We start from the raw sequence: 26,028 nt of genomic DNA, 5'->3' as shown, positions 1-26,028 counted from the left end.
CCTCGCCCTCACGCGCGACTGGGCTCGCAAGCTCACTCCTCGCCCTCACCTGTGCGTCGGACGGTGGGCGGCTCGACGACCTGGCGCCCCTGCCCGGAGACCGGGCAGCTGGTGCGCACCGGGCAGACCCGGCACTTCGAGTTGGCCACCGCGGCGAACGTGGCGGCTGCCATCGTATCGGCGGTCCGCCGGACCAGCGCGGTCGCCCAACCGGCCGCCGGCCCCTCGCTGGCCGCCGGCTGATTCTGCTCCCTGGCGTCCTTGGCGGAGGTGCCGAGCTGCACCAGCGCGGCACCCCCGGACTCGTCACCGAACTCGGCGAACGCCCCCGCCTCCACCGCCGCCTGGTAGGCGCCGAGCTGTGGGTGTTCCGCCAGGTCGCTGCCGGTGACCGCGGTGGACTTGCCGGTCTTCAGGTCGATCACCACGAGCCGCCCGGCCTCGTCGACCTCCAGCCGGTCGACCCGGCCGGTCAGGTCGACGGGCCGGTTCGGGTCGTCCAGGCGGACGGCGAACTCGTGCTCGATGGCGAGCAACCGGCGCGGATTGGTGGCCAGCCAGCGCAGCAACTTGTCGACCATCGCCTCGGCGCGTTCCCGCTCCGGCCCGGCCATCCACCGGGCCGCCAGCTCGATCGCGTCGAACCGAGCGGCCACGTAGTCGAGCAGCGCGCCCCGGTCGGCGCTGGCGTCCTCGGCGAGCATCGCGGCGGCGTGCACCAGGTTGCCCACCCCCTGCGCGGTGCTGGTCGGGCCACTGCCACCGTGCCGTTCCAACAGCCACCGCAGGCTGCACCGCAGCGCGCTCTCCATGGCGGACGGGGTGACCCGCACCGGGTCTCCGTCGTCGACCAGCGGCCGGTCGTCGGAGAGCACCCGCAGCCCCCACCAGTCGTCGGGGTGCGCGCCGGGCACCCCGGCGGCGGCCAGCCGGGCCAGCTCGGCCGCCGCGGCGCGCCGCCGGGCCGCCGGGGCGGCCGGGTCGGTGATGGCGGTACGCAGTTCGGCGACCAACGCCGGCAGGGTGAGCGCCCGGGGTGGACGGGTCACCGGCAGCGCTCCGGGGCGGTCCGGCTCCTCGTCGCCGGTCTCACCCGCCACGGCGCCCCTGGTGCCGCCGGAGGACGGCTCGGTGCGGGGACCGGGCGGTGGGCCGGGCGCTGTCGGCGGGGTGGGCGGCGTGCTCGGCGGGGTCGGTGGCGGGGTGCTCGGGCCCAGCTCGTGCAGGAACCGGCTGGGCTGCTCCTCGTGATCGTCACCGCCGACGGCGGCCGATGCCACGGCGCTGACCAGCAGCCGGTGCCGGGCCCGGCTGATGGCGACGTGGAAGAGCCGACGCTCCTCGTCCAGCAACGCCGAGGTCTGACCCACCACGTTCGCCGCGGTCGCGCCGTCGACCGACCGGCCGGCCAGCACGTCGACCAGCCGCTCGGAGCCGAGCAGGCTGCCGCGCAGTCGCAGGTCAGGCCAGATGCCCTCCTGTACGCCGGCCACCGCGACCAGGTCCCATTCCAGGCCCTTGGCGGCGTGCGCGGTGAGCAGGCGTACCGCCGCACCGCGGTCAGCGGTCGGGGCGATGGTGTCGGCCGGCAGGTCCTGGGCGAGCACGTGGTCGAGGAAGACCTCGGTACGCGCGCCGGGCAGCCGGTCGGTGAACCGGGCCGCCGCGTCGAAGAGCACCAGCACGGCGTCCAGGTCGCGGTCGGCCGCCTCGGCCCGCCGTCGCCGGGCCAGGTCGCCCTCGCCGGCCTCCGGACGCCCCTGGTTGATCGCGCCGGCCCACCGCTCGGCGAGACCACTGGCGTGCCAGACGGCCCAGAGCACGTCCTCGGCCGTCGCACCCGGCCGGGCGGCGGCTTCGCGTGCGACAGCCAGCAGCCCGGCCACCGCCTGTGCCGGTTCCGCCCAGCGCCGCTCGATGCCGGCCAACTCCTCCGGATCCTGCAACGCCTCGACGATCAGCTCCCCGGAGGGGCGTCGGTCACCGCCGGCCAACGCGAGCGCGCGCAGGCCCTGGCGCAGCCGCCGCTCGGCCAGCGGGTCGGCCCCGCCCAGCGGCGAGTGCAGCAGCGCGACGGCCGCCTCCTCGTCGAGTCGTTCCGGCTCCAGCGCGCAGCGCAGCAGGAGCAGCAGCGGCGCGACCGCCGGTTGCAGGTGCAGGGGCAGATCCTCGCCGTGCACCACGGTGGGTACGCCGGCAGCGTGCAACGCCCGTCGCAGGGTGGGCAGCTGCAACGCGGTGGACCGCACCAGCACCGCCATCCGTGACCAGGGCACGCCGTCGAGCAGGTGAGCCGAGCGCAGCGCGTGGGCCAGCCAGGCGGCCTCGCTGGTCGCCGAGCGGAACGTGTGCACCTCGACGACGCCGGGCGGCGCGTCCGGCAGGGGGTGCAGCCGACGGTGCGCGGCCGGACCCCGCAGCCGGCGACCCAGCCGGGCGATCGCCGCGAGCAGCCCCGGCCCGGCCCGGTACGACGTGGTCAACAGCACCTGTGCGGCCGGCGCACCGGAAGCCGTCCGGAAGCGGTGCGGGAACGTCGCCACCCCGGCCGGGTCGGCGCCCCGGAAGGCGTACGTGGAGGAGTCCGGATCCGCGAACGCGACAAGTGACTTGCCGCCGCCGGCGATGACCGAGAGCAGCTCCAACTGGGCGGGGTCGGTGTCGGCCAGCTCGTCGAGGTAGACGTGGGCGAGCCGACGGCGCTCGGCGGTTAGCAGTTCCTCGTCGTCGCGCAGCAGCCCGGTGGCCGCCCGGACCAGCTCCGCCGGGTCGTACGCGATGGAGCCCCGGTTGCTGACGTCGCGCAGCGCGAGCACGGCGACGTACTCCCGGAGGAAGCGGGCGGCGGCCGGCCAGTCGGCGCGGCCGAGCTTCTCACCCAGCCGGGCCAGGTCGATCGGGCCCACGCCGCGTTCGGCGGCGCGCATGAGCAGGTCGCGCAGCTGACCGGCGAACGCCCTGGTCCGCAGGGCGGGGCGCAGGTCGCTGGGCCAGCCGACCGGGTCGTCCTCGGGCTCCTCGCCCACCACGTCGAGCAGCTCACGGATGATCAGATCCTGTTCGGGGCCGGTGAGCAGCCGGGGCGACGGTTCACCCCGCTCGGCGGCGGCGCGGCGGAGCAACCCGAAGGCGTACGCCGGGAAGGTGCGCACCAGCGGCTCGCGCAGCACCCGGTGGCCGTCCTGTGCGATCCGGGCCTCGATGCGCTGCCGCAGCGCGGTGGCGCCTCGCCGGCCGAAGGTCAGCACGAGGATTCGTTCGGGGTCGACCCCTTCCGCCACCCGGGCGGCGACCGCCTCGACGAGGGTGCTGGTCTTGCCGGTGCCGGGGCCGCCGAGCACGAGCATCGGCCCGTCGGTGTGCCCGACCACCTCGGCCTGCACCGGATCGGCCCGCCAACCGCCGCCACCGATCGCCAGCTCGGGCCCGGCCAGACGACCCGGGCCATCCGACGCGCCGACACCGCCCCCGGACGCGCCGCCGCTGGCGGGCCCGGAAGCGCTGTCAGGCGTCGCCCCGTTCCCCCGCGCCGGCCCTCCGGGCCGCCGCACCAACCGGTACGCCTGCATCAGCTCATCCCATCAGACCCATACGACACCCACCCACCCAAACCCCACCCACCCCACCGCACCCCATCCACCCCCGTCGATCATGGAGTTGGCGGCGCGACACGCCGACAGCGGCGTCGCCAACTTCATGATCACCGCGGCTGGGCCGGGGCCGGCCGGGATGGGGGCGGTCAGGTCAGGTGGGATTCCAGGATGTCGAGGGCCTCGGAGACGGTGGTGGTGACCGTCAGGAGGTCGCGGCCGGCGGGCTTGAGGAAGGTCTGGTCGGCCAGCGCGTCGAGCCAGTCCAGCAGGGGGCGGTAGAACCCGTCGGTGTCGATCAGCACCATCGGCTTGGCGTGCAGGGCGAGGGTGGCGGTGGTCCAGACCTCGAACAACTCGTCCAGGGTGCCCAGCCCGCCGGGCAGGGTGAGAAAGGCGTCCGACTTGTCGATCATCAGGGTCTTGCGGCTGGCCATCGAGTCGGTCACCAGCAGCTCGTCCGAGGCCAGGTCGGCGACCTCCAGATCGACCAGCGACTGCGGGATCACGCCGACGGTGCGCCCACCGGCGGACCGGGCGCCGTCCGCCAGCGCGCCCATCATGCCGACGCAGCCGCCACCGCTGACCAGCGTGTGCCCGCGCCGGGCCACCTCCGCACCGGTCTCGGCGGCCAGGTCCAACCAGCGCTGATCGAGGGTACGAGAGGAGGCGCAGAAGACGCAGATCGCCGCCATCAGTCGTGATCCCGAGGCTGCTCGGCGGCCTGTTCGGCGGCGGCCTGCTGGTCTGCCCCGGTACGGGCGACGGCCTCCTCGCGGACCGCCTCCTGCTCGGCGGAGAGCGCAGCCTCCGACGCGACGATGTGCCGGACCGCCTCGTTGACGTCGTCGGTGAGACAGATCAGGTCCAGGTCGACCGGCCCGATCTTGCCGGTGGCGGCCATCGTGTCGCGCAGCCAGTCCAGCAGACCCTTCCAGTAGGCGACTCCCATGAGCACCACCGGGAACCGGGTGACCTTGCCGGTCTGCACCAGGGTGAGCGCCTCGAACAGCTCGTCCATGGTGCCGAACCCGCCGGGCAGCACGACGAACGCCTGGGCGTACTTGACGAACATGGTCTTGCGGGCGAAGAAGTAGCGGAAGTCGATGGCCAGGTCGACCCACTCGTTGATGCCCTGCTCGAACGGAAGCTCGATGCCCAGCCCCACGGAGAGCCCACCGGCCTCGCTGGCGCCCCGGTTGGCGGCCTCCATCACCCCGGGCCCACCTCCGGTGATCACCGCGTAGCCGGCTCGGGCCAGCGCGCCGCCCAACCGCTCGGCCAACTGACACTCGGCGCTGTCCGGCGCGCTGCGGGCGGAGCCGAACACGCTGACCGCCGACGGCACGTCGGCGAGGGTGTCGAAACCCTCGACGAACTCGGCGAGGATGCGCAACGCGCGCCAGGCGTCCTTGGTCTTCCAGTCGCCCCGCCCCCGTGAATCCAGCAACCGCTGATCGGCGGTGCTGCTCGGGATCGCCCCTCTGCGCAGGGTGACCGCACCGCGATGCCGCTCCTGTCCCGGACCGCGACCGGCCTCCCGCCCGTTGCTCTGGCTCATGGAGCAACCGTAGTGGAGCAGCACCGGTCGGGTGCGCGGGGCGGGGACGCCGAGAAATTGTTCGGGATCATGGGCAACTATTCGGCGCTCCCGTACGTCTTACTATTCACATACCGGGTATGCCCCGGCGCGCGCCTTCGGGGGAGGAGACAGCGTGATCAGCAACAGCGAGATGATCCGGATCCGTCGCCAGATGCAGCGACGGATCCGAGATGTGGTGGCCGAACGCCGCCGCATCCGCCAGCAGAACCCAACCCCCACCTCCCCCACCCCATCGGGAGCCGATCAAGAGGTTTGCGTCGCCGACAACGGGCCCGGCTGACGCAAACCTCTTGATCACCGGACGGGGCCCCGGGGGCCGGGGGCCGGGTTTGGGGGTCAGGCCGGGGCCAGCCAGCGGTGCAGGGTGGCCGCGCCGTCGCGGATCTTGCTGATCTCGACGTGCTCGTCCGGGTGGTGGGCGAGGTTCGGGTCGCCCGGGCCGAAGTTCAGCGCGGGGATGCCCATCGCCGCGAACCGGGCCACATCCGTCCAGCCCAGCTTGCCGATCGGCGCGGCACCGACCGCCGCCAGGAACTCCTTCGCCGGGGCCGCCTCCAGCCCGGGCGCAGCGCCCGCCGCGGTGTCAGTCACCACCACCTCGAAGCCGGCGAACACCTCACGCAGGTGCGCCTCCGCCTCGGCCGGGGTCCGATCCGGGGCGAACCGGTAGTTGACCTCGACCTCACAGTGGTCGGGGACCACGTTGCCGGCCACCCCACCGTTGATCCGCACCGCGTTCATGCCCTCGCGGTAGTCGCAGCCGTCGATGGTGACCCGGCGGGCCTCGTACGTCTGGAGTCGTCGCAGCACCTCACCGGCGGCGTGGATGGCGTTCACCCCGTGCCAGGAGCGCGCCGAGTGGGCCCGTACGCCGGTCGTGGTGACCACCGAGCGCATGGTGCCCTGGCAGCCCGCCTCGACGATGCCGTACGTCGGCTCCAGCAGCACCGCGAAGTCCGCCTGCAACCACTCCGGGAACACCTGGGCGACGAGGTTGAGCCCGTTGTACCGGGACTCGATCTCCTCGGCCTCGTAGAAGAAGTACGTCACGTCGTAGCGCGGCTCGGGCAGCGTCACCGCCAGGTGCAGCGCGTACGCGGTGCCGGACTTCATGTCGGAGGTGCCGCAGCCGTACATCAGGTCGCCGCGCATGGTCGACGGAAAGTTGTTGTTCAACGGCACCGTGTCGAGGTGCCCGGCCAGCACGACGCGCTGTGACCGACCGAGGTCGGTGCGCGCCATAACCGTGTTGCCGTGCCGGTGGGTGGTCAGGTGCGGTACGCCCCGCAGCACCTCTTCGACACAGTCCGCGATCGCCTTCTCGTTGAGGGACACGGACTCTATATCGACCAGGGCGCGGGTCAGCTGCACCGGATCGGCGAGGACCTCGGGGGTCAGCGGGTTCTCCATGGTTCGCACGGTACCTTCAGGTCTGTCAGCGCGAGGAGCGAGCCGAGGTCAGCCCGGCCGTGACCGAGAGGTGTAACAGTGACGTCCGCAGATTCCGCCTGGGGCATCGGCCTGGCTACGGTCACCGCAGACGAGCAGGTGCTCGACACCTGGTACCCGACCGGCAAGCTGGGCCTGGGCGAGCTGCCGCTGGTCGCCGGCGAGGACAAGGCGGACGTGCTCGACCTGCCGCCGGCCGCGCTCGGTGACCGGCCCCTGCCCGGCCTGCGTACCGTGCAGGTGGTCACCGTGATCGGCTCGCTGGACGATCCGATCAAGGACGCGTCCGACGCGTACCTCCGGTTGCACCTGCTCTCGCACCGCCTGGTCCGACCCAACCAGCTCAACCTGGACGGCATCTTCGGCAAGCTGGCCAACGTGGCCTGGACGTCCGCCGGACCGTGCCCACCGGAGCGGGTGGACGAGCTGCGGGTGATCGAGCGGGCCGCCGGCCGGCACCTGGCGGTGTACGGGGTCGACAAGTTCCCCCGGATGACCGACTACGTGGTGCCCTCCGGGGTGCGGATCGCCGACGCCGACCGGGTCCGCCTCGGCGCTCACCTGGCCGCCGGCACCACCGTGATGCACGAGGGCTTCGTGAACTTCAACGCCGGCACCGTCGGCACCTCGATGGTCGAGGGGCGGATCGTGCAGGGCGTGCTGGTCGGCGACGGTTCCGACATCGGCGGTGGGGCCTCCATCATGGGCACCCTCTCCGGCGGCGGCACTGACAAGATCAGCATCGGTGAGCGGAGCCTGGTCGGCGCGAACGCCGGCGTCGGGATCTCGCTCGGCGACGACTGCGTGGTCGAGGCCGGCTGCTACATCACCGCCGCGTCGAAGATCACTCTCCCCGACGGCCGGGTGGTCAAGGCCCGGGAGCTGTCCGGCGTCGACGGCCTGCTGTTCTGGCGCAACTCGGTCACCGGCGGGCTGGAGGCCCGGCCGCGCACCGGCCGGGGCATCGAGCTGAACGCCGCCCTGCACGCCAACGACTGACGGACCCGCCGGGTCCGCGGCGTTCGGCCGCGGACCCGGCGGGGTACGCCTCAGCGCAACCGGTACGCCTGGATGATCCGTTGGGTCACCGTGTTGCCGGCGGTGTCCCGGGCGGTGGCCCGCAGCGACGCGTGGCCGGGGCCGGCCGGATGCCGCAACAGCGCCGACCATCCGTCGGCCGAGGTGCGGACCAGCTTCGCCTTGCTCCAGGTCTTCCCGCCGTCGTACGAGACGTCGACGGTGAGCTTGTCCACCCGGGCGGTCGGCGCACCCGGCTGCCGCTGCACGCGGACCGGGACGATGAAGCCCTGCCCGGCCGGAGCGCTGTTGTCCACCCGCAGCGGCGGCGCGAAGCGCACCGCCGACAGGGGCAGCCGGGCCGGCGTCTCACCGGCGACGTGCCGCGACCGGAAGGTCCAGCTGGACTCCACCTCGGTGCTCAGGTCGGTGAAGCTTCGCTTCGACGACGTGACGAGCCGGTAGTCCGCCGCACCCGGTGGCACTGCGAACTCGCCGTAGCCGGCGTACTCGCTCTCGCCGACCAGCTTGCCGTTGCGCCAGAGCTTGGTGTGCTCACTGTCGCTCAGCGAGGCGCCCGGGTGCCCGGCCGCGTCGCTGAAGATCGGCACGTCCACCACGATGGTGTCGCCGACCCGGCTGACGCTCTGGTACGGCCAGCGCGGGTTCGGGAAGGACGGTGCGTACGGCGCCTGGTTCCAGATCTCCTGGACCGTCCGCCCGGCGCGGTAGGCGGTGGGGACGGAGAAGAGCGCTGCCTTCGGGCTCAACCAGCCGTCCTCGTCCACCGTTCCGAAGTAGACCTCGGATTCCCACTTCACGCCCTTGGTGTTGTAGTACTCGACGCGCTGGCCGGGCACGACGGTGGGCAGGATCAGCGCGGAATAGCCGACGTTGTACTCCAGCTCGGGGATCACGATCCGCTCGGCCACCATGCCCGGGTAGCTACCGCGGAACTGGTGCACGACGGTGGCCAGGTCCCGTCGGGCGTAGTCGCGGACGAGCCCGGTGGGCATCCGGCCGGGGATCGCCTCGGCCAGCGCGTACAGGTAAGGGCTGTTGGCCGTTTGCGGCGGGGTCCACTGGCTGCTGAGGGTGGCGACGAACTTGTCGGCGGAGACCGGCTTGCCGATCTGACCGCTGGTCAGGCCGGTGAACGTGTCCGCCCAGAGCCCGATGCCGTAGCCACTGCCGTCGTCGGCGGTGAAGATGCCGCTGAGGTCGATCAGTTGCGGGACGGCGGTCCGGTCCGGGACTGTCGTCCGCACCGGCTTGGCCCGGCGGGCGTCCACGACGATCCGGGTGTCCCGCTCGACGGTCACTTCGGGCTGCATCAACAGCGACATCCCGCGCGGCTCGTCCTCCGGCCCGGGCTCGAAGACGAGGCCACTCAGGCCGTAGTGCCCCTTGGGCACCCGCACGGTGGCCACCCCGTCGGAGCTGACGACGTCCCAGGAGCCGTAGGTGTCCATTCCGACCAGGAGCGTCCAGTGGTCAGCGGTACGCGCACCGGCGCGGTTCAGGTGCTCGACGGTGAGCGTGTAGCTCTCCACCTCCCGGTTCACGGCCAACGGGGTGACCGCGACCGCCGCCCCGGATCGGGCCACGATCCGCCCGGTCCAGTAACCGTCGGCATCGCCGATCCGGGTGTCAGTGGTGACGGTCGTGGCGGCCGTGCCGCCTGCCGGCACGGTGAGCTGGTTGGCGCCCAGCGTGAACAGGCCGGCCGGCAGCGCCCGACCGCCGGGGCCGGCGCCCTCGATGCTCAGGTCCACGGTGACCGGAGCCGGACCGTCGTTGCGCCAGGTCACCGTGCGGGTGATCGGGGCGTCGTCGGCGTGCGGCCAGAGCGTACGTCCGAACGAGACGCTGACCGGGTCGGTGGTGAGCTGCTGGGTGATCGCGTGTGCGACGTCGACCCGCCCGGCGCCCTGCTGGTAGGCGGTCTGGTCCGGGTGTGGCTTGGCGGCGGCCATCAGGGTGGCCTTGAGCCGGTCGGCCCGCCATCCCGGGTGCTGCTGGGCCAGCAGCGCGGCCGACCCGGCCACGTGCGGGGTGGCCATCGAGGTGCCGGACAGGGTGACGTAGCGGTCCCCCACCGGATCGCCGATGACGCCATTGGCGGACCGCGCGGCGACGATGTCGACGCCGGGCGCGGTGATGTCCGGCTTCAGCGCGTCGTCGCCGACTCGCGGTCCCCGGCTGGAGAATTCGGCCAGCTCGTCGTCGCGGTCCACCGCGCCCACGGCGAGCCCGGCGTCGGCGCTGGCCGGGGAACCGACCGAGCCGTCCGAGCCGTCGTTACCGGCGGCGAGGACGAAGAGCGTGCCGGTCTGGGCGGTCAGGGTCTGCACGGCCTCCTCGACGGGGTCGACCTCCGGGGTGTCCCAGCCGCTGAGGCTCATGTTGACCACGGCGGCCTTCTTCTCCACCGCGGCCCACTGCATGCCGGCGAGGATCGCCGAGTCGGTGCAGCCCTCGTCCTCACAGACCTTGCCGTCGAGCAGCGTCGCGTCCGGCGCCACCCCTCGGTACTTGCCGCCGGAGGCCGCACCGGTGCCCGCGATGGTCGAGGCCACGTGGGTGCCGTGGCCGACAGTGTCCCGAGCGTCGGCGACCTCGGTGAAGTTGCGCGCCTCGGCCACCTTGCCGGCCAGGTCCGGGTGGGTCGCGTCGACGCCGGTGTCCAGCACCGCGACCGACACTCCCGCGCCGGTGAACCCGGCCGCCCAGGCCGCGGGCGCGCCGATCTGCGGCACGCTGTGGTCGAGGGTCACCCGTCGACGTCCGTCCAGCCAGATCCGCTCGACGCCCCCCGCCGCGTCGAGCCGGGCCCCAGCCGGGCCGGTGGTGACCGTCGCCCACACCGCGCCGAGGGAGGACTTGTCGCTGCTCAGGGCGGCACCGCGAATCACCGGCAGGTCGCGGGTCAGCTGCGTGCCGGGCAGTGCGGCCGAGGCACGCCGGGCGTTCACCATCGAGCCGTACGCCACCAGCAGCGGCAGGTTCTTGCGGTGGGCGTCGTCGTAACCCGCCTCGACCAGCCCGGTGATGTCGAAGAGTCGCCGGTCCACCCGGCCGGAGCGCAGGAACGGCACCGCGTCCGTCGGCGTCACGGTGAGGCGTCCGCGCTCGCGCTGGACCAGGAACTGCACGTCCTCGCGGCCGGCGCCGGGCCGGACCGAGGCGGCGGAGCCGGTGACGGTGACCCGGTCACCGGTGATCAGCGTGACGGTGACCGAGCGGTTGGTGGTGTGTCCACCCGGAGTGGACTGTGGGCCGGTGCCGCCCGGTGGGGTGGGCACGGCGGTTGCGGCGGAGACGGGAGCCGGCGCGGAGAGCGCCAGCGCGAACACGAGGCCGAGAGCGGCCAATCTTCTTCCCTGGTGCAACGGATCCTCCTCGTCAAGCGTCTTGATGGATGGAGTCACATTGACAACCCAGAATTGCATACTGAGTATGTAAAATGAAGGCCAAAAAATGACGGACCTGCCACGAGCCGACGAACCGGGCCGGCATGATCGGGCGGTGACCTCCATGAAGGACAAGATGCTGGCCGGCGAGCCATACATCGCCGACGATCCCGAGATCATCGCCGACCTGGACCGGGCCGCCCGGCTGATGGAGCGCTTCAACAGCAGTCCCGCAGCCGATCCACAGGCCCGAATCGCGGCACTGCGGGAACTCCTCGGCGAACTGGGCGAGGACACCTGGATCCGCCCACCGTTCTACTGCGACTACGGCTGGCAGATCCGGATCGGCCCGCGCAGCTTCGTCAACTACAACGCGGTTTTCCTCGACGTCGCTCGGATCACCCTCGGCGCGGACGTCCAGGTCGGCCCGAACGTGCAGCTGCTCACCCCGACGCATCCGGTCGAGCCCGGCCCCCGACGGGACAAGTGGGAGGCGGCCAAGCCGATCACCATCGGCGACAATGTGTGGCTCGGCGGTGGCGCGATCGTGCTGGCCGGCGTGACGATCGGCGCGAACACCGTCGTCGGCGCGGGCGCTGTGGTCACCCGGGACCTGCCCGCCAACGTGGTGGCGGTCGGCAACCCGGCCCGGCCCGTCCGTCAACTCGACTAGGGAGCACCCTGGCCGGTGGTAGTGCGCCGGCGGTCCCCGGTCAGGCCGCCGGCGGCTCCGACAGTCGGACCACCAGGTCGGCCCGGCCGGCGGTGGGGGTGATCAGTGCGGCATTCGACTCGTCGCTGCCCAGCGCCCACGCCCGCGCCTGCTCCGGAGAACGACCGAATGCCTCGTGCCGGGCGGTCAGCCGACGGTGCCGCACCTCGGCGTCCAGGTCGAGAAACCACGCCTCGTGCAACAGCGGTCGGATCTCCTGCCAGGGAAAGTCCGGCAACAGCAGGTAGTTGCCCTCGGTCACCACCAACCGGACCGACGGCGGCACCTCGATCGCACCGGCCACCGGCTCCTCCAACTCCCGGCGGAACTCCGGCGCGTAGACCGACGTCGGCTCCAACCGGTGCAACCGGCGCAGCAGCGAGACATACCCGTTGGCATCGAAGGTGTCCACCGCGCCCTTGCGGTCGGCGCGGCCCGCGCGGACCAGCTGCGACTGCGCCAGGTGGAAGCCGTCCATCGGCACCAGGCAGGCGGCCGACCCGACCTCGGCGACGATCCGCTCCGCCAGGGTGGACTTCCCGGCGCCCGGCGCACCGGCGATGCCGAGCAGTTGCCGCGGGCCGGCCTCGGCAAGCGCCAACGCCCGCGCCACCAACTCTTCGACGGACAGCACCCGGGCCGGCGGCATCAGCCCAGAACCGGGTCGCTGATGGTGAACCGCGCCTGCACCGCCGCCTGCACAGGCTGCGGCTGCGGGTCCAGCTCGAGCTCCGGCGGGCCACCACCCCCGGCGAAGGCCGCACGGGCGAACATCGGCCGGTCGGCCGGGCCGACGTCGGCCAGCTCGATCAACGAGGTGACCCGGGCGCCCAGCGCCTCCGCGTACTCCCGGGCCCGCAGCAGCGCGTCGCTGATCGCGGCGTGCCGGGCCGCACGGTGGGCGGGGCTGTCCGGACGAAGCTCCCACCACGGGCCGGCCACCTCGACCTGGTCCTGGTCGGCGAGCCGGAGCATCAGCTCACCCAGCGCGGTGAAGTCGGTGACCGTCACGGTGGTGGTGACACTGCCGTGCCAGGCGACCACCCGCTCACCCGAGCGCCGGGTCTCCGGCCGCACCCGCAGGTCGCCGGTCTCCCGCCGCGCCACCGCCGGCCCGGAGCCGTCCAGCAGCACCCGGACCGCCGCGGCCCGCTCGGCCAACCGGGTCAGCGTCGCCTCCCGGTCCCGGTCGCGGGCTGTCGCGGTGACCGCGAACCGGGCCAGCTCGGGCGGCACCTCCCGGTACGCCTCGCCGCGCACCTGCACCACCGGACCGTTCACCGCCATGCCCTCAGCCTAGTCAGCCACCGGGCGTCGCGCCGCGTAGGAGACAGTGTCCGCGCCGACGTGCAGGCCGTTCAGGTGGCCACCAGCCACCCCCAGCTCGCGCAGCCAGGACACCTCCGCGGCGTGGTCACCGCCGGCCGGGAACTGCCGGTCGTCCGCATCGAACCGCCGGTCGCGCAGCGCCGCGCGGGCGGCCCGCGCCTCGCCGTAGCGCGCGATGAGCGCCGGGGCGTCGTCGGCGCGCAGCGCGGCGGCCAGGTCGTCCAGGAAAGCGGTGACCTCGGCCAACTCACCCAGCACCCGGTCCCGGTTGCCGAGCAACATGTTGGCGGTCCGCTCGGCCGGGGTCCCGGCGACCCGGGTGCCGTCGGAGAAGCTGCCGGCGGCGAGCGCGAGGATCGCGTCGCGCAGCGGTGCGCGCTGCACCGCGCCGGCCAGCGCGCCCGCGAGCAGGTGCGGCACGTGGGAGGCGAGCGCGGCGGCCGAGTCGTGCTCCGTGGCGGACATCGGCACCACCCGGGCCTCGAAGACCTCCACCAGCAGCTCGGCCAGCCAGCGGAACGCGGCGGTGGCCGGCCCGGGCGCCGGACAGAGCACCCAGGCCGCGCCGGTGAGCAAATCCGGCCGGGCCGCCGTCAAGCCGGCCCGGTCGGTGCCCGCCATCGGGTGGCCGGGCACGAACCGATCTGTCAGCCCCTGCGCGGCGGCGAACGCCGCCACCTGCTCCTTGGTGCTACCGACGTCGGTCAGCACGCAACGCTCACCGGTCATCGCCGCCACCTCGACCAGGGTCGCCGGCAGGGTGGGCAACGGCCCGCACAGGAAGACCACGTCCCGGTCGGCCACCGCCTCGATAAGCCGGTCCGGTGCGGGTACGCCCACCCGGCGGGTCTCCCGCCGGGTGGCCTCGTCCGGGTCCCACCCGATCACGTCGATGCCGGCGGCGTACATCCGCAGCAGCACCGAACCACCGATCAGGCCGGTGCCGACGACCGCCGCCCGCACCCGCGCACCTGGCCTGTCCACCACCCTCGACCGCCCGGGCCCGCGATCAGGCGAGGCGCGCCGCGACGCCGGCGATGTGGTCGTCGGACTCGGTCAGGGCGACCCGGACATGCTGCCCGGCGGTCGGGCCGTAGAAGACGCCAGCGGCGACCAGGATGCCGCGACGGGCCAGCCAGTCGACCGTCTGCCAGCAATCCTCACCCCTGGTCAGCCAGAGGTAGAGGCCCGCTTCGGAGTGCTCGACGGTGAACCCGGCACCGGTGAACGCCGCGCTGAGCACCTCCCGCCGGGCGCGGTAACGCTCCCGCTGCTCCTCGGCGTGTCGCTCGTCCTCCAGCGCGGCCACCATCGCCGCCTGCACCGGCGCGGGCACGATCATGCCGGCGTGCTTGCGGACCTTGAGCAGCTCGGCGACGAGCGCCGGGTCGCCGGCGACGAAGCCGGCTCGGTAGCCGGCGAGGTTGGACCGCTTGGAGAGCGAGTGCACGGCCAGCACCCCGGCGTAGTTGCCCCCGCTGACCTGCGGAGACAGCACCGAAACCGGCTCGGCCGACCAGCCCAGGGGCAGGTAGCACTCGTCGCTCGCGACCACCGCGCCGCGTTCACGGGCCCAGTCGACCACCTTGCGCAGGTGCGCCGCGGGCAGCACCCGGCCGGTCGGGTTGCCGGGCGAGTTGACCCAGACCAATCGGACCCGCGGGGTCGGCCCGAGCGAGGTGAGCGAGTCGGTACGCACGACGGTGGCGCCGGCCAGCCGGGCCCCGTCCTCGTAGGTGGGGTACGCGACCGACGGCACCACCACCACGTCACCCGGGCCGATGCCGAGCAGCGTGGGCAGCCAGGCCACCAGTTCCTTCGAGCCGATGGTCGGCAGCACACCGAGACCGTCGACGCCAGCGCCGCAGGCTCGGGACACCCACGCCGCGATCGCCGCCCGCAACGCCGGGGTGCCGGCGGTCAGCGGGTAACCGGGAGCATCGGACGCGTCAGCCAACGCCCGCCGGATCACCTCGGGCACCGGGTCGACCGGCGTACCCATGGAGAGGTTGATCAGGCCCTCCGGATGCGCCGCGGCCAGCGTGGCCGCGGCGTCCAGGGTGTCCCAGGTGAACTCGGGCAGCCGCGACGAGACCGGCGCGGGCCGGTTCAGTGGCCCTCGCCGCGCGGCGGCTGCGCGGCGACGAAGGTGGCGTCCTTCTCCACCTTGCCGACCTTCGAAGCGCCACCGGGCGAGCCCAGGTCCTCGAAGAACTCGTAGTTCGCGCCGGTGTAGTCCTTCCACTGCTCCGGGACGTCGTCCTCGTAGAAGATCGCCTCCACGGGGCAGACGGGCTCACAGGCACCACAGTCGACGCACTCGTCGGGGTGGATGTAGAGCATCCGATTGCCCTCGTAAATGCAGTCGACCGGGCACTCCTCGATGCATGCCTTGTCGAGCACATCTACGCACGGCTCGGCGATGATGTAGGTCACCGGTCTTCTCCTCCGCAAGACTCGCCGCGATCTCCCGCGACGGTAAGAGCCTAGTATCTCGCCGGGGAGGGGGTCGATCGTGCTCCGACAGCAGGATGTGGGACACCGAATCGTGGTCCGCCGGATTGTGGGGATTCGCGAAGGCCGCCCGCTATTCTCCGATGCCCTCGGCGAGCTGATCGAGCTGAGCGAGACTCATCTCACGCTGGCCACCGCGCAGGGACAGCTACGGGTGCCGGTGGCACAGGTCCACCGCGCCAAACGCGTACCGCCGACCCGTCGACCAACCGCCGCCGCGGTCGTCGCGCTGGAGCGGGCCGCCGACGAGGCATGGCCGGCACCGACCCGGGGCCGGCTCGGTGACTGGCTGCTCCGCTCGGCCGAGGGCTGGACCGGGCGGGCCAACTCGGCGCTGCCGATCGGCGACCCGGACCGCCCACTGGCCGCCGCGGTCGACGCGGTGGAGCGCTGGTACGCCGAGCTGGGCCAAGCCGCGATGATCAACACGCCGCTGCCCCTCGCCGCACCGGTCGGCGCCGAACTGGACGCCCGCGGCTGGGGCACCCGCCCACCGACGCTGGTGCAGACCGCGCCGCTGCCCCTGCTGACGTCGGCGCCAGCCAGCGGCCCGGCCAGCGGGTCGGCCAGCGGGTCGGCCAGCGGGTCGGCCGGTGCGGTCGTCGAGCTGACCACCGCGCCCAGCGACCAGTGGCTGGCCATCGCCGCCGGCCGCAAGGGCGGCCTGCCGGACGCCGCCTGGCACGTGCTCACCGCCGTGGACCAGGTCCGCTTCGCCCACGTGTACGCCGACGACGCCCTGGTGGCCGTCGGTCGCGGCACGGTGACCGGCCAGGGGCGCTGGCTGGGCCTCAGCCTGATCGAGGTACTACCGGCGGCCCGCCGACAGGGGTTGGCCCGCCGCGTGATCCACGAACTGGCCAGCTGGGGCGTGTCCGGCGGCGCGACGCACGCGTTCCTCCAGGTCGAGCAACGCAACACGGCGGCGGTCGCGCTCTACCAGCGACTCGGCCTCGTCACCCACCACACCTACCTGACCCGGGTCGCCCCGAACTGACCCCTGCTCCCCGGCCGCCCGCCGATTGCCCGACCGCCCGAACGCCCGCCCGCCCTACCGCCCTACCGCCCTACCGTCCAGGGTGAGGCGGCCCGGCGCGGTGATCAACTCGGCTTTCAGGAAGTCGCGGTGTCCTGGGCGCTCGGATACCGCGACTTCAAGGAAGCCGAGTCGATCAAGCGGCGTTCGTGCGGCGGCACGAAGGGCCCCGGACGGGCGGCCACCGAACGGCCCCGGCGGACGGCCGCACGAGACAGCCCTGGACGGGCGGCCACGCGAACGGGCCCCGACGGACGGCCACGCGAACCGGCCCCCGACGGACAGCCACACGAACCGGCCCCCGACGGACAGCCACACGAACCGGCCCCCGACGGACGGCCGCAACGTCGGGACGGACGGGCTGGGCGGTGGTCAGCGGCGGACGACTCGGCGGGGCTTGGCGGCCTTGACCTCCGCGTACCGCTTGAGCTGCTGAGAGCGGTAGTCACGGCCGAGCGCGGTGAGCACCAGGTAGCCGATCAACAACCCCGCGCCGGTGGCGAGCAGGTAGAGCCAGATCTGGGCGAAGAACGTCCCCGCGCCGCCGGCGAACGGGTTGTGACCGACCAGCAGGGGCCCGACCAGCACGGTCAGCAGCATCGCGACCGGCACCACGAGGGCCATGTCGGCGGCCCAGTCCGCCAGCGGCCGGCGACGACCCCAGCGGAAGGCGACCACGGCGAGGATCAAGCCGATCACCGTGAACATCGCCAGCGACACCCGGTCGGCGGCGGTGTCGTCACCGTCGAAGCCGAACCGGGTGATCAGTCGGGCGACCACGTTGACCGCGAACAGCGCTGCTACGAGCACCCCGAGGTCACGCCACCGCTTGTCCATCGCCGGACCCTCCTGCCGTACGCCCCGTCGCGGGGTTCGCATCCCTGGCAGGAATATTTACCACCCTTACCTGGGAGACGTCATCACCCGGCAACAACCCGGCCGCAGGGGGCAGCAGCCGAGAACCAGCCCGGCGTCAGCCGCCGAGCGTGGGCGGCTGCGGGGCGAGAATCTGCCGGAAGCCCATCACCGCGAAGGTCATCGCGCCGGCCACGATCATGGCCAGCCCGACCCAGTTGTCGCCGGCCAACAGCAGGTCGCCCTCGTTGGTCCGGATGGCGGCGACCGCCATCAGCGCGAACCACGGCACCGCCGGCAGCGCCACCGCCCAGCGACGGCCGACCGCCTCGTACGCGAACCAGCTCAGCACGATGTTGGCGCCGATGGCGAGGAGCACCGACACGCCGATCAGTTGCCCGCTGACCCGCACCGTGGCGAGGAGAAGCTCCAGCACGCCGGTCAGCACTCCGGCGACGACCACGACGATCGCACCGAACAGCCGGACGCCCAGGTCCAGCAGTCGCGGCGGCGGCCCTGCCGGGGGCGGGGCTTCCTGGTCCTCCACGACCGTCATCGGTGCGGCCGGCAGGGTCACCGGAGACCCGCCGCCGCGACCGGGGACCGGTCCGGGGCGATCTTCGCGGGCAGGCCGGCGAAGAGATCGTTCTCCCAGCCGTACGGCCCGGTGCCCGGGCCCTTCTCACCGACCGCGAGGGTGAAGAACTCCACGCCCATGAACTCGCCGCCGAAGTTACCGGCGATCGAGTAGAGCCAGGAGTTGGCCGGGATCTGGGTGGCGTGCGCCCGCATCGCGGCCTCCTTGGCCGTGTGCTGGTCGGTGCCGTCGATCCGCGCGGCGATCTGCGCGTCCGGGGTGCCGAAGGGCAGGTCGGCGATGTCCTCGATGCCACCGAACGGGTTGTCCGAGGACTCGGCGAAGTGCGTCATGCCAGCCTCCAGGACGCTGAGCGGCATGGCCGTCCAGTAGACCTTCAGCGGGGCGCAGCCCTCGGCCGTGGCCAGCTCGACGGCGCGCATGGCCACCCGGTGCGCCTGGATGTGGTCGGGGTGGCCGTAGAAGCCGTTCGGGTCGTACGTGACGAGCACCTGCGGACGTACCTCCCGCATGATCTCCACGAGATGCCCGGCGGCCTCGTCGAGGTCGGCCTGCCAGAAGGCCCGGGGGTGCTCGTTGGTCGCCAGCCCCATCATCCCCGAGTCGCGGTAGCGCCCGGCGCCGCCGAGGAAGCGGTGGTCGCTGACACCGAGCGCGGCGCACGCGGCGGCCAGCTCGGCGATCCGGTACCCGCCGAGCTGGTCGGCCTCGGCGGCGACGAGCTGGGCCAGCGCGGGGACGTGGATCTCGCCCTCCTCGCCGAGCGTGCAGGTCACCAGCGTGACGTGCGCGCCGTCGGCGGCGTAGTGGGCCATCGTCGAGCCGGTGCCGATCGACTCGTCGTCGGGGTGCGCGTGGACCAGCAGCAGGCGGCGGTCGGGCAGCATCGTCACGACGGTCACTCTAACTGGCGGTTCTCCCCCGGCCGACGCTGACGCGTCCGCCCAGGTCGGCCACATCACCTCCGCTCCGGCTCTACGATTTGGCGTGTGGACTTTCCGGAGCTGGCCGCCCGCACCCGCCGGTTCAGCCACGGCGCGCCACGCGCTGTCTCGGTGGCTGAGGACGGCTCCCGGGTGATCTTTCTGCGCTCCGCCGGCCCCGAGGATCCGGCGGATGCGCTCTGGCTGCTGGACGTGGCCACCGGCGAGGAGCGGCTGGTCGCCGATCCGGCGACCCTGCTCGGCGAGGGCGGGGACGTCCGGTCCCTTTCCCCCGGTGAACGCGCGCTGCGCGAGCGGCTGCGGCTCAGCGCCGCCGGCATCGGCTCGTACGCGTTGGACGCCGCCGGCCGGGTTGCGGTGTTCGCGCTGGCCGGGCGGTTGTTCCGGGCCGATCTGGTGCACGGCGACGTGGTGGAGGTGGCGGCCGTCGGCCCGGTGCTGGACCCACGTCCGGACCCGAGCGGGCAGCGGCTGGCGTACGTGACCGACGCGGCCGAGAGTGTGCGCCGGGGTGAGCTGCGGGTGATCGACCCCGACGGCACGGACACCCTGCTGGCCGGCGAGGACGCCGGGGTGAGCTGGGGGTTGGCCGAGCACATCGCGGCGGAGGAGTTCGGCCGGTTCCGGGGGTACTGGTGGGCGCCGGACGGCCGTATGGTGCTCGCCGCCCGGGTCGACGAGTCCCGCCTGGAGCGGTGGCACCTGCACGACCCGGCGGAGCCGGCGAGCGCGCCGACCGCCGTCGCGTACCCCCGGGCCGGCGGGCCGAACGCGGAGGTCAGCCTGCACCTGCTGGACCTGGACGACGGCTGGGTCGACGTGCACTGGGACCGGGAAACCTACCCGTATCTGACCGGGGTCAGCTGGGGTGAGGGCAGCCCGCTGATCACCGTGCTGCGCCGCTCGCAGCAGCACGGGCTGGTGCTGGCCGTGGACCCGCGGACGGGCGAGACGCAGGTGCACGCCGAGTTGGCCGATCCACGCTGGGTCGAACCGATCGCCGGCACCCCGGCCCACCTGCCGGACGGCCGGGTGCTGGTCGGTGGGGAGTTGGCTCACGACGGGTACGACGCCCGGTGCCTGTTCGCGGACGGCACCCTGCTCACCCCGCCGTCGCTGTACGTGCGGCGGGTGGTGGGTCGGCTGCCGGCCGCCGCCGGCCCGGCCGACCTGCTGGTGGAGGCGAGCGACGGCGAGCCGAGCGAGCGGCACCTGTTCCGGGTCCGCACCACCATCGGTGGTGGGGTGGACGCGCGCCGGCTCACCACCGACTCCGGCTGGTACACCGCCGCGGTGGGCGGGGACGTGCTGGCGGTCGGCGTCGCGTCGCTGGATCACGCCGGGGTGCGCTGGACGGTCCGTCGCGGCGGTCAGGAGATCGCCGAGCTGCGCTCGTTCGCCGCCACCCCGCCGTACTCTCCGCTGCCGCTGCTGGAACGGGTGACCGACCGGCGGTTGCCGGCGGCGGTGCTCTACCCGGACAACCACGTGACGGGCCGGCGGCTGCCGGTGCTGCTGGACATCTACGGCGGCCCCGGGCACCAGGAGGTCGTGGCGGCGCGGGCCGCGTGGTTGGAACGGCAGTGGTGGGCCGACGCCGGGTTCGCGGTGGTCACCATCGACAACCGGGGTACGCCGGGCGTGGCGCCGTCGTTCGAGAAGGCGATCCACCGGCGGGTCGCCGACGTGATCCTGGCCGACCAGATCGACGCGCTGACCGCGCTCGCCGGCAAGCACCCGGATCTGGACCTGGGCCGGGTGGGGGTGCGCGGTTGGTCGTTCGGTGGGTGGCTGGCCGGGTTGGCGGTGCTGCGCCACCCGGAGCTGTTCCGGTGCGGGATCGCGGGCGCCCCGGTGACCGACTGGGCGCTGTACGACACCGCATACACCGAGCGTTATCTGGGGTTGCCGGAAGACGGCCTGGACATCTACGCGCACCACTCGCTTGTCGAGTTGGCCGCCGAGCCGGTCACCGCCCCGGACCAGGCCCGACCGTTGCTGCTGGTACACGGCATGGCGGACGACAACGTGGTGGCCGCGCACACGCTCCGGCTCTCCGCGGCCCTGCTGAGCACCGGCCGGCCACACGCCGTGCTGCCGTTGACCGGGGCCACCCACCTGGCCGCGAACGGCACCGCCGAGCGGCTACTCCCCCTGGAGCTGGATTTCCTCCGCACCCACCTGCTGTAACGGTCACGGTCACCAACGTTCCACGAGGTGTTCCCGGCCCTGCGGCGGATCGTAAGGTTCGGGCCAGTAGTCGATGATCTTGCTGATCAGCCCATGCTCGGACATCTCCAGCCAGACGCACGCGTCCTGCTGCTCGGCACCGACGCGAACGTCGAGCAACAGAGCAGCCAGGCGGCCATCGGCGATCACCCGTCGCGGCCGCAGGTGCCAATCGCCGGGATACTCGGTGTTGAACCGCAGGAACGCGTCCCTGCCGCGAATGCGCTCCCGAGTCTGCGGCATCTCGTAGACCACATCATCGGTGAGCAGGGCGGCCAATCCGGGCCAGTCGCGGCGCTCCAGAAGATCAACGTAGGCGTGGGCGGCCTGTCGGGCCGTCGAGGTGTCATCCACGGCGCGGACCATAGCCGCCGCCAGTGACAAGCTCGCGAGCCATCGGTCCCGGCGGACTCCGGCGTGATCGGCGTCGCAGGTTCTCAGGGGCGTGCGTCGTACTGGGTTCGGGCTTCGAAGACGCGGTCCATGTGCGTCTCCGCCCAGTTCTTAATCGCAATCATGACCGGGAACAGTTCATGGCCGAGCGGGGTGAGCTCGTAGTCGACGCGGACCGGCACCGACGCGGTGACCGTGCGGGTGACCAGGCCATCGCGCTCCAGCGTCCGCAGGGTCTGGGTGAGCATCTTCTGACTGACGCCGGCGATGCGCTGGGCGAGCTCGCCGTGCCGCTGCGGGCCGTCGACGAGCGCTGGGATCACCAGGGCGACCCACTTGTCGGTGAGCCTGCTCAGCAGCTCGCGGGTCGGGCACTGTTCCAGGAACGCATCGTAGTCACGTTTGGCCTGTTCGCGGCGTTGTGCCGCAGTCGACGTCGCCATGTTGCCTCCCTTTGGTGCCCTAGGCACTTTACGGTACCTACTTTCTCATAGTGCCGATGATTCGTACGGTCGTGGTGATCACGAAATCCCACGAAGGAGACGGCGATGCGCGCAGTCAGCTATGACAAGTTCGGAGGACCGGAGGTCCTGCACGTGGCCGAGGTGCCGGTGCCCGAGCCCGGGCCGGGGCAGGTGCGGGTGCGGGTCGCGGCGTCAGTGGTACATCCGGTTGATCTGATGATCCGCTCCGGTCGGTTCCCGGCTCCGTTGCCGACCGCCCTGCCGTACACGCCCGGTTGGGACGTTGCCGGCAGCATCGACGCGGTCGGCCCATCGGTCGACGGGTTCACGACCGGCGACGAGGTCATCGGCTTCTCGCCGTGGCTACAGACCACGGTCGGCGCCCACGCGGAGTACGTGGTCCTCGACGCCGCCTGGCTGACCTCCGCGCCCACCGGCGTCCCCGCCACCGAGGCGGCGACCCTGCCGACCAATGGCCTCACCGCTGTTCAGGCACTCGACCTGCTCGCGCTTCCGGCGGGCTCGACCGTGCTCGTCACCGGCGCCGCCGGGCAGGTCGGTGGATTCGTTCTGGCGCTGGCCCGGGCGAACGGTCTGCACGCCACGGGACTCGCCCGAGCCGGCGACCGCGAGTTCGTCGAGTCGCTGGGCGCGGCGTTCCTGTCGAGCGCCGACGATCCGACGGAGCCGTTCGACGCGGTCATCGACCTGGCGGTGATCGGCTCCTCGCTGCTGGACCTCATTCGGGACGGCGGCGGCTACGTGGCCGCGTCGCCCCCACTTCGCCCGGAGCCGGTGCGCGGAATCCGGACCTTCGCGCTGGAGGTGCTACCGGACGGATCCCGGCTGGGCGAACTGGTCAAACTCGTCACCAGCGGCGACATCCCGCTCCGGGTCGCTGACGTGTACCCCTTCGCCGACGCGGCGGCCGCCCACGAGCGGCTGGCCCAAGGCGGCGTGCGCGGCGCCGTGGTGATCGTCCCCTGATCGCGGCGGAAGCTCGGCTGTCGCGCTCCACCGCGACCATGCCGCTCGCACGACGGGCTTGCATCTCAAGCCGCTTGAGATCGCATAGTGGGCGTCGTGGACAGAGACGAGCTGTACGCCATCGGGGATGTCGCCCGGCGGGCCGGCCTGAGCGTCAGCGCCGTCCGGTACTACGCGGACGCCGGTGTCGTCACGCCAGCCGCCAGCACCCCGGCCGGCCACCGCCTGTACGACGTGTCGGCCATCGCCCGGCTGGAACTGGTCCGGACGCTACGGGAACTGGACGCCGGCCTGGACGAGATCCGGCGGGTGCTGGCCGGCGAGGCGACGCTGCGCGAGCTGGCCACCACCCACCTGGCCCTGCTGGAACGGCAGGAGGCACGGCTACGCAGCCGGCGCGCGGTGCTGTCGGCCATCCTGCGGCAGGACTCCACAGCCGAGCAGGTCACGCTGATGCACAAGTTGGTCGGCATGCCGGACGAGGAACGCGACCGGCTGGTCGACGAGTTCTGGACCGAGGTCTCCACCGGCTGGGAGCCGCCGGAGCGGATGGTTGAGTGGTGGCGGGCGGCCCGTCCGGAGCTGCCCGAACATCCCACCGCGGCCCAATTGGAGGCGTGGATCGAGCTGGCCGAGCTGGTCCGGGACACCGAGGTCCGGCAGACCGTACGCCGTGAGCTGCACGAGGCGTGCACCACCGGGGCCGGGCCGTTGATGACCTCGTCGCCGATGCTGGACGCCCTGGAAGAGGGCGCGGCGATCGGCCAGCCGGTGATGGACGCGGCGCGCGAGCAGGTGCCGCCGGACTCGCCCAGAGGCCGGGAGATCGCCGACCAGTGGATCGGGTGGCTGACCGGCATCTTCGCGACACCGGACAGCCCCGGCATCCCGGACACACCCGAGTTCCGGGTCCAGGCCGCCGACCACATGCTGAAGGGCGCGGAGTGGGACCGCACGCCGCCGGAGCAGGAAGGACCGTACGACCGGTACATGGAACTCGTCACCACAGTGAACAACGCGCCGCCGGAACGGTTCCCGTACGAGTGGCTGGCCGCGGCACTACGCGCGTCCGCCCTGCCGGCTTCCTGATCGGCGGTACACGGCTCGGCCGGTCGTCCGCACTCCGTCGGATCCGAGGCGTACAACGGCGACACCAGGTAGAGACGCAGGAAGTGGACGTCGTCGCGCTGCGCCGTGAGTCCCTGGCGCGCTGGTCGCGGCTGGGATGTTGGCGGGGGGAAGCATTCGGGTCAGTTACCGCATGGCGGTGACGGCGATGGACGTGCCGTCAGTGAGCGTGGCCGAGGACGTTTGCGCGGGCGACGGCGTACCGTTCGCGGACAGCCGGCACGGCGTCGGCGTCGTACACCTCGACCTGCCCGACCGTCCACGCCGGCGGCCGCTGCCCGCCCGACACCACCCAGGCCGCCTGGCGGGCGGCGCCGTCCGCGACGTACTCCCCCAGCGGTGGGGGGACGAGCACGGGGCAGCCGAAGACCGTAGGCGCGATCCGGCGCACCGCCTCCGAGCGGGCGCCGCCGCCGACCAGGACGACCCGATTGACCGTCGCGCCCTGCGCGATCATCGCGTCCAGCCCGTCGGCGAGTGAGCACAGAATGCCCTCCACCGCCGCACGGGCCAGGTGCGCGGGGGTCGAGGTCCGCAGGGTCAGGCCGTGCACGGCTCCGGTGGCGTGTGGTCGGTTCGGTGTGCGCTCACCCTCCAGGTAGGGCACCAGGGTCAGCCCGTCGGCGCCCGGCGGGGCGGACAGCGCCAGCGCGGACAGCTCCGCGTGGTCCACCCGCAGCATCGTCGCGGCCGCGTCCAGCACCCGGGCGGCGTTGAGCGTGCACACCACCGGCAGGAAACGGCCGGTCGTATCGGCGAATCCGGCCACGATTCCGCTCGCGTCGGCGGCCGGCACGTCAGAAACGGTCGACACAATGCCGGAGGTGCCGATCGACACGATGACGTCGCCCAACTCGGCACCGACACCCAGCGCCGCCGCGGCGCAGTCGCCAGCGCCGGGACCCAGCGGCGCGCCGGTGCGCAGGTGCCCGGCCCGGTCGGTCGGCCCGAGCACCTGCGGCAGCAGCAGGCCATCCCGACCGAACGCCAACTGGATCAGGTCCGAACGGTACTCACCGGTCGCGGCCGACCAGTACCCGGTTCCGCTGGCGTCGCTGCGGTCGGTGCGCAGAGCATCCAGCCCCGGCGCGCCGGCCAGACGCCAGGTCAGCCAGTCGTGCGGCAGACACACCGCAGCCGTACGGGCGGCGTTCTCCGGCTCGACCGAGGCTAGCCAGCGCAGCTTGCTGACGGTGAAGCTGGCCACCGGCACCAGGCCGACCGCCTCCGCCCAGGCTCGCCGCCCGGCCTCGCCGCCACCGAGATCCGAGATCAGGTCGGCGGCGGCGCCGGCCGAGCGGGTGTCGTTCCACAGCAAGGCGTCCCGAACCACCGCCCCTTCGGCGTCCAGGCACACCATGCCTTGCTGCTGCCCGGCGACCGAGGCGGCCGCCACGTCGTCCAGACCGCCAGCCTGTGCGACCGCGTCGGACAGCGCCGCCTCCCACGCGGCCGGCGGCACAGCGGTGCCGCGCGGGTGCGGTGCGCGGCCCTCGCGCACCAGCTTCCCGGTCTCGGCGTCGCGGATAACGACCTTGCAGGACTGGGTCGACGAGTCGACCCCGGCGACGAGCGGCACCGTTCCTCCCGAGGGTTGTCGATGACGGGTCAGCTGGCGTGGTTGGGAGGGGGCGGATCAGGTAAGCGACGGCGAGCCGGACGAGCGGGCGTGGTGTTCGTCGCGGGCGGTCGAGTCCGAGCCGCACCAGATCTGGTCATCGTCGTGACAGGTCACGGCGACGGGCAATTTGTTCAATGGCTGAATTA

23 protein-coding genes are annotated in these 26,028 nt (G+C 72.8%); 7 read left to right on the top strand and 16 right to left on the bottom strand.

Annotation, left to right across the window (positions count from 1 at the left end; all coding sequences use genetic code 11):
* Nucleotides 1–32: 32 nt before the first annotated feature.
* From AC5L30_RS20045 to AC5L30_RS20035, 3 genes are all read right to left on the bottom strand, one after another.
* Nucleotides 33–3,569, bottom strand: a complete 3,537-nt coding sequence (locus tag AC5L30_RS20045; RefSeq protein WP_494869052.1) for an ATP-dependent helicase — start codon at nucleotides 3,567–3,569, stop codon at nucleotides 33–35.
* Nucleotides 3,570–3,739: 170 nt separating this feature from the next.
* Nucleotides 3,740–4,285 carry an LOG family protein gene (locus tag AC5L30_RS20040; RefSeq protein WP_494869051.1) on the bottom strand — a complete coding sequence of 182 codons (546 nt, stop codon included), beginning with the start codon at nucleotides 4,283–4,285 and terminating at the stop codon, nucleotides 3,740–3,742.
* Nucleotides 4,285–5,151: an LOG family protein gene (locus AC5L30_RS20035; RefSeq protein ID WP_494869049.1), complete on the bottom strand. Its 867-nt coding sequence runs from the start codon at nucleotides 5,149–5,151 to the stop codon at nucleotides 4,285–4,287. The genes AC5L30_RS20040 and AC5L30_RS20035 overlap by 1 nt, the downstream gene beginning before the upstream one ends.
* A gap of 154 nt (nucleotides 5,152–5,305) precedes the next feature.
* Between AC5L30_RS20035 and AC5L30_RS20030 the strand changes: the two genes are divergently transcribed.
* The gene (locus tag AC5L30_RS20030) at nucleotides 5,306–5,473 is read left to right on the top strand and encodes a hypothetical protein (RefSeq protein ID WP_494869047.1); all 168 of its coding nucleotides are present in this window, start codon (nucleotides 5,306–5,308) and stop codon (nucleotides 5,471–5,473) included.
* Between the two features lie 56 nt (nucleotides 5,474–5,529).
* On the opposite strand, the gene dapE is transcribed toward AC5L30_RS20030, so the two are convergent.
* Nucleotides 5,530–6,603, bottom strand: coding sequence for a succinyl-diaminopimelate desuccinylase (gene dapE / locus AC5L30_RS20025; RefSeq protein ID WP_494869046.1), 1,074 nt, complete (start codon nucleotides 6,601–6,603; stop codon nucleotides 5,530–5,532).
* 78 nt (nucleotides 6,604–6,681) lie between these two features.
* Between dapE and dapD the strand changes: the two genes are divergently transcribed.
* The gene (dapD, locus tag AC5L30_RS20020; RefSeq protein ID WP_112675716.1) at nucleotides 6,682–7,641 is read left to right on the top strand and encodes a 2,3,4,5-tetrahydropyridine-2,6-dicarboxylate N-succinyltransferase; all 960 of its coding nucleotides are present in this window, start codon (nucleotides 6,682–6,684) and stop codon (nucleotides 7,639–7,641) included.
* A 50-nt stretch (nucleotides 7,642–7,691) separates the two neighbouring features.
* Here the strand turns inward: dapD and AC5L30_RS20015 are convergent, their stop codons facing one another.
* The gene (locus AC5L30_RS20015) at nucleotides 7,692–11,111 is read right to left on the bottom strand and encodes a S8 family serine peptidase (RefSeq protein ID WP_494869045.1); all 3,420 of its coding nucleotides are present in this window, start codon (nucleotides 11,109–11,111) and stop codon (nucleotides 7,692–7,694) included.
* 76 nt (nucleotides 11,112–11,187) lie between these two features.
* Here AC5L30_RS20015 and AC5L30_RS20010 point away from each other — a divergent pair, with 76 nt between their 5' ends.
* Nucleotides 11,188–11,745: a sugar O-acetyltransferase gene (locus AC5L30_RS20010; protein WP_494869044.1), complete on the top strand. Its 558-nt coding sequence runs from the start codon at nucleotides 11,188–11,190 to the stop codon at nucleotides 11,743–11,745.
* A 40-nt stretch (nucleotides 11,746–11,785) separates the two neighbouring features.
* Here the strand turns inward: AC5L30_RS20010 and AC5L30_RS20005 are convergent, their stop codons facing one another.
* Genes AC5L30_RS20005 through fdxA form a run of 5 tightly spaced genes read right to left on the bottom strand, consistent with a single transcriptional unit; the run spans nucleotide 11,786 to nucleotide 15,549 of the window.
* On the bottom strand, nucleotides 11,786–12,433 hold the full coding sequence (locus tag AC5L30_RS20005) for a nucleoside/nucleotide kinase family protein (protein WP_494869043.1): 648 nt from the start codon (nucleotides 12,431–12,433) through the stop codon (nucleotides 11,786–11,788).
* Nucleotides 12,433–13,071, bottom strand: a complete 639-nt coding sequence (locus AC5L30_RS20000; RefSeq protein WP_494869042.1) for an SIMPL domain-containing protein — start codon at nucleotides 13,069–13,071, stop codon at nucleotides 12,433–12,435. Before AC5L30_RS20000 ends, AC5L30_RS20005 begins: the two co-directional genes overlap by 1 nt.
* Before the next feature lie 9 nt (nucleotides 13,072–13,080).
* A complete protein-coding gene (locus AC5L30_RS19995) occupies nucleotides 13,081–14,076 on the bottom strand; it encodes a prephenate dehydrogenase (RefSeq protein ID WP_494869041.1) in 996 nt (331 codons plus the stop codon).
* Between the two features lie 46 nt (nucleotides 14,077–14,122).
* Nucleotides 14,123–15,226: a succinyldiaminopimelate transaminase gene (dapC, locus tag AC5L30_RS19990; protein WP_494869192.1), complete on the bottom strand. Its 1,104-nt coding sequence runs from the start codon at nucleotides 15,224–15,226 to the stop codon at nucleotides 14,123–14,125.
* Nucleotides 15,223–15,549: a ferredoxin gene (gene fdxA, locus AC5L30_RS19985; RefSeq protein WP_030490464.1), complete on the bottom strand. Its 327-nt coding sequence runs from the start codon at nucleotides 15,547–15,549 to the stop codon at nucleotides 15,223–15,225. The genes dapC and fdxA overlap by 4 nt, the downstream gene beginning before the upstream one ends.
* A gap of 79 nt (nucleotides 15,550–15,628) precedes the next feature.
* Between fdxA and AC5L30_RS19980 the strand changes: the two genes are divergently transcribed.
* Complete coding sequence (locus AC5L30_RS19980; protein ID WP_494869040.1) at nucleotides 15,629–16,624, top strand: GNAT family N-acetyltransferase; 996 nt, start codon at nucleotides 15,629–15,631, stop codon at nucleotides 16,622–16,624.
* A gap of 411 nt (nucleotides 16,625–17,035) precedes the next feature.
* Here AC5L30_RS19980 and AC5L30_RS19975 read toward each other — a convergent pair whose 3' ends face one another.
* The 3 genes from AC5L30_RS19975 to mshB form a co-directional block, all read right to left on the bottom strand.
* Nucleotides 17,036–17,500: a hypothetical protein gene (locus AC5L30_RS19975; RefSeq protein ID WP_494869190.1), complete on the bottom strand. Its 465-nt coding sequence runs from the start codon at nucleotides 17,498–17,500 to the stop codon at nucleotides 17,036–17,038.
* A gap of 136 nt (nucleotides 17,501–17,636) precedes the next feature.
* Entirely contained in the window at nucleotides 17,637–18,074 is a 438-nt protein-coding gene (locus AC5L30_RS19970; protein ID WP_494869039.1) for a hypothetical protein, read from the bottom strand.
* 17 nt (nucleotides 18,075–18,091) lie between these two features.
* The gene (mshB, locus tag AC5L30_RS19965) at nucleotides 18,092–19,018 is read right to left on the bottom strand and encodes an N-acetyl-1-D-myo-inositol-2-amino-2-deoxy-alpha-D-glucopyranoside deacetylase (RefSeq protein ID WP_494869037.1); all 927 of its coding nucleotides are present in this window, start codon (nucleotides 19,016–19,018) and stop codon (nucleotides 18,092–18,094) included.
* Nucleotides 19,019–19,105: 87 nt separating this feature from the next.
* On the opposite strand from mshB, the gene AC5L30_RS19960 reads away from it, so the two are divergent.
* The gene (locus AC5L30_RS19960) at nucleotides 19,106–21,250 is read left to right on the top strand and encodes a S9 family peptidase (protein WP_494869036.1); all 2,145 of its coding nucleotides are present in this window, start codon (nucleotides 19,106–19,108) and stop codon (nucleotides 21,248–21,250) included.
* Nucleotides 21,251–21,259: 9 nt separating this feature from the next.
* Here AC5L30_RS19960 and AC5L30_RS19955 read toward each other — a convergent pair whose 3' ends face one another.
* Both AC5L30_RS19955 and AC5L30_RS19950 read right to left on the bottom strand, forming a co-directional pair.
* On the bottom strand, nucleotides 21,260–21,673 hold the full coding sequence (locus tag AC5L30_RS19955; protein ID WP_494869034.1) for a nuclear transport factor 2 family protein: 414 nt from the start codon (nucleotides 21,671–21,673) through the stop codon (nucleotides 21,260–21,262).
* A 53-nt stretch (nucleotides 21,674–21,726) separates the two neighbouring features.
* Entirely contained in the window at nucleotides 21,727–22,125 is a 399-nt protein-coding gene (locus AC5L30_RS19950) for a winged helix-turn-helix transcriptional regulator (RefSeq protein ID WP_494869032.1), read from the bottom strand.
* Between the two features lie 105 nt (nucleotides 22,126–22,230).
* On the opposite strand from AC5L30_RS19950, the gene AC5L30_RS19945 reads away from it, so the two are divergent.
* Nucleotides 22,231–23,133 (top strand): NADP-dependent oxidoreductase, encoded by a 903-nt coding sequence (locus AC5L30_RS19945; RefSeq protein WP_494869030.1) that lies wholly within the window; start codon nucleotides 22,231–22,233, stop codon nucleotides 23,131–23,133.
* A gap of 96 nt (nucleotides 23,134–23,229) precedes the next feature.
* On the top strand, nucleotides 23,230–24,222 hold the full coding sequence (locus AC5L30_RS19940) for a MerR family transcriptional regulator (protein WP_494869029.1): 993 nt from the start codon (nucleotides 23,230–23,232) through the stop codon (nucleotides 24,220–24,222).
* A 199-nt stretch (nucleotides 24,223–24,421) separates the two neighbouring features.
* Here AC5L30_RS19940 and AC5L30_RS19935 read toward each other — a convergent pair whose 3' ends face one another.
* Nucleotides 24,422–25,840 carry a xylulokinase gene (locus tag AC5L30_RS19935; protein ID WP_494869028.1) on the bottom strand — a complete coding sequence of 473 codons (1,419 nt, stop codon included), beginning with the start codon at nucleotides 25,838–25,840 and terminating at the stop codon, nucleotides 24,422–24,424.
* Nucleotides 25,841–26,028: the final 188 nt, after the last annotated feature.

It is taken from the genome of Micromonospora sp. BQ32, from assembly GCF_059358895.1.
This window is presented reverse-complemented; position numbering and strand designations above follow the sequence as displayed.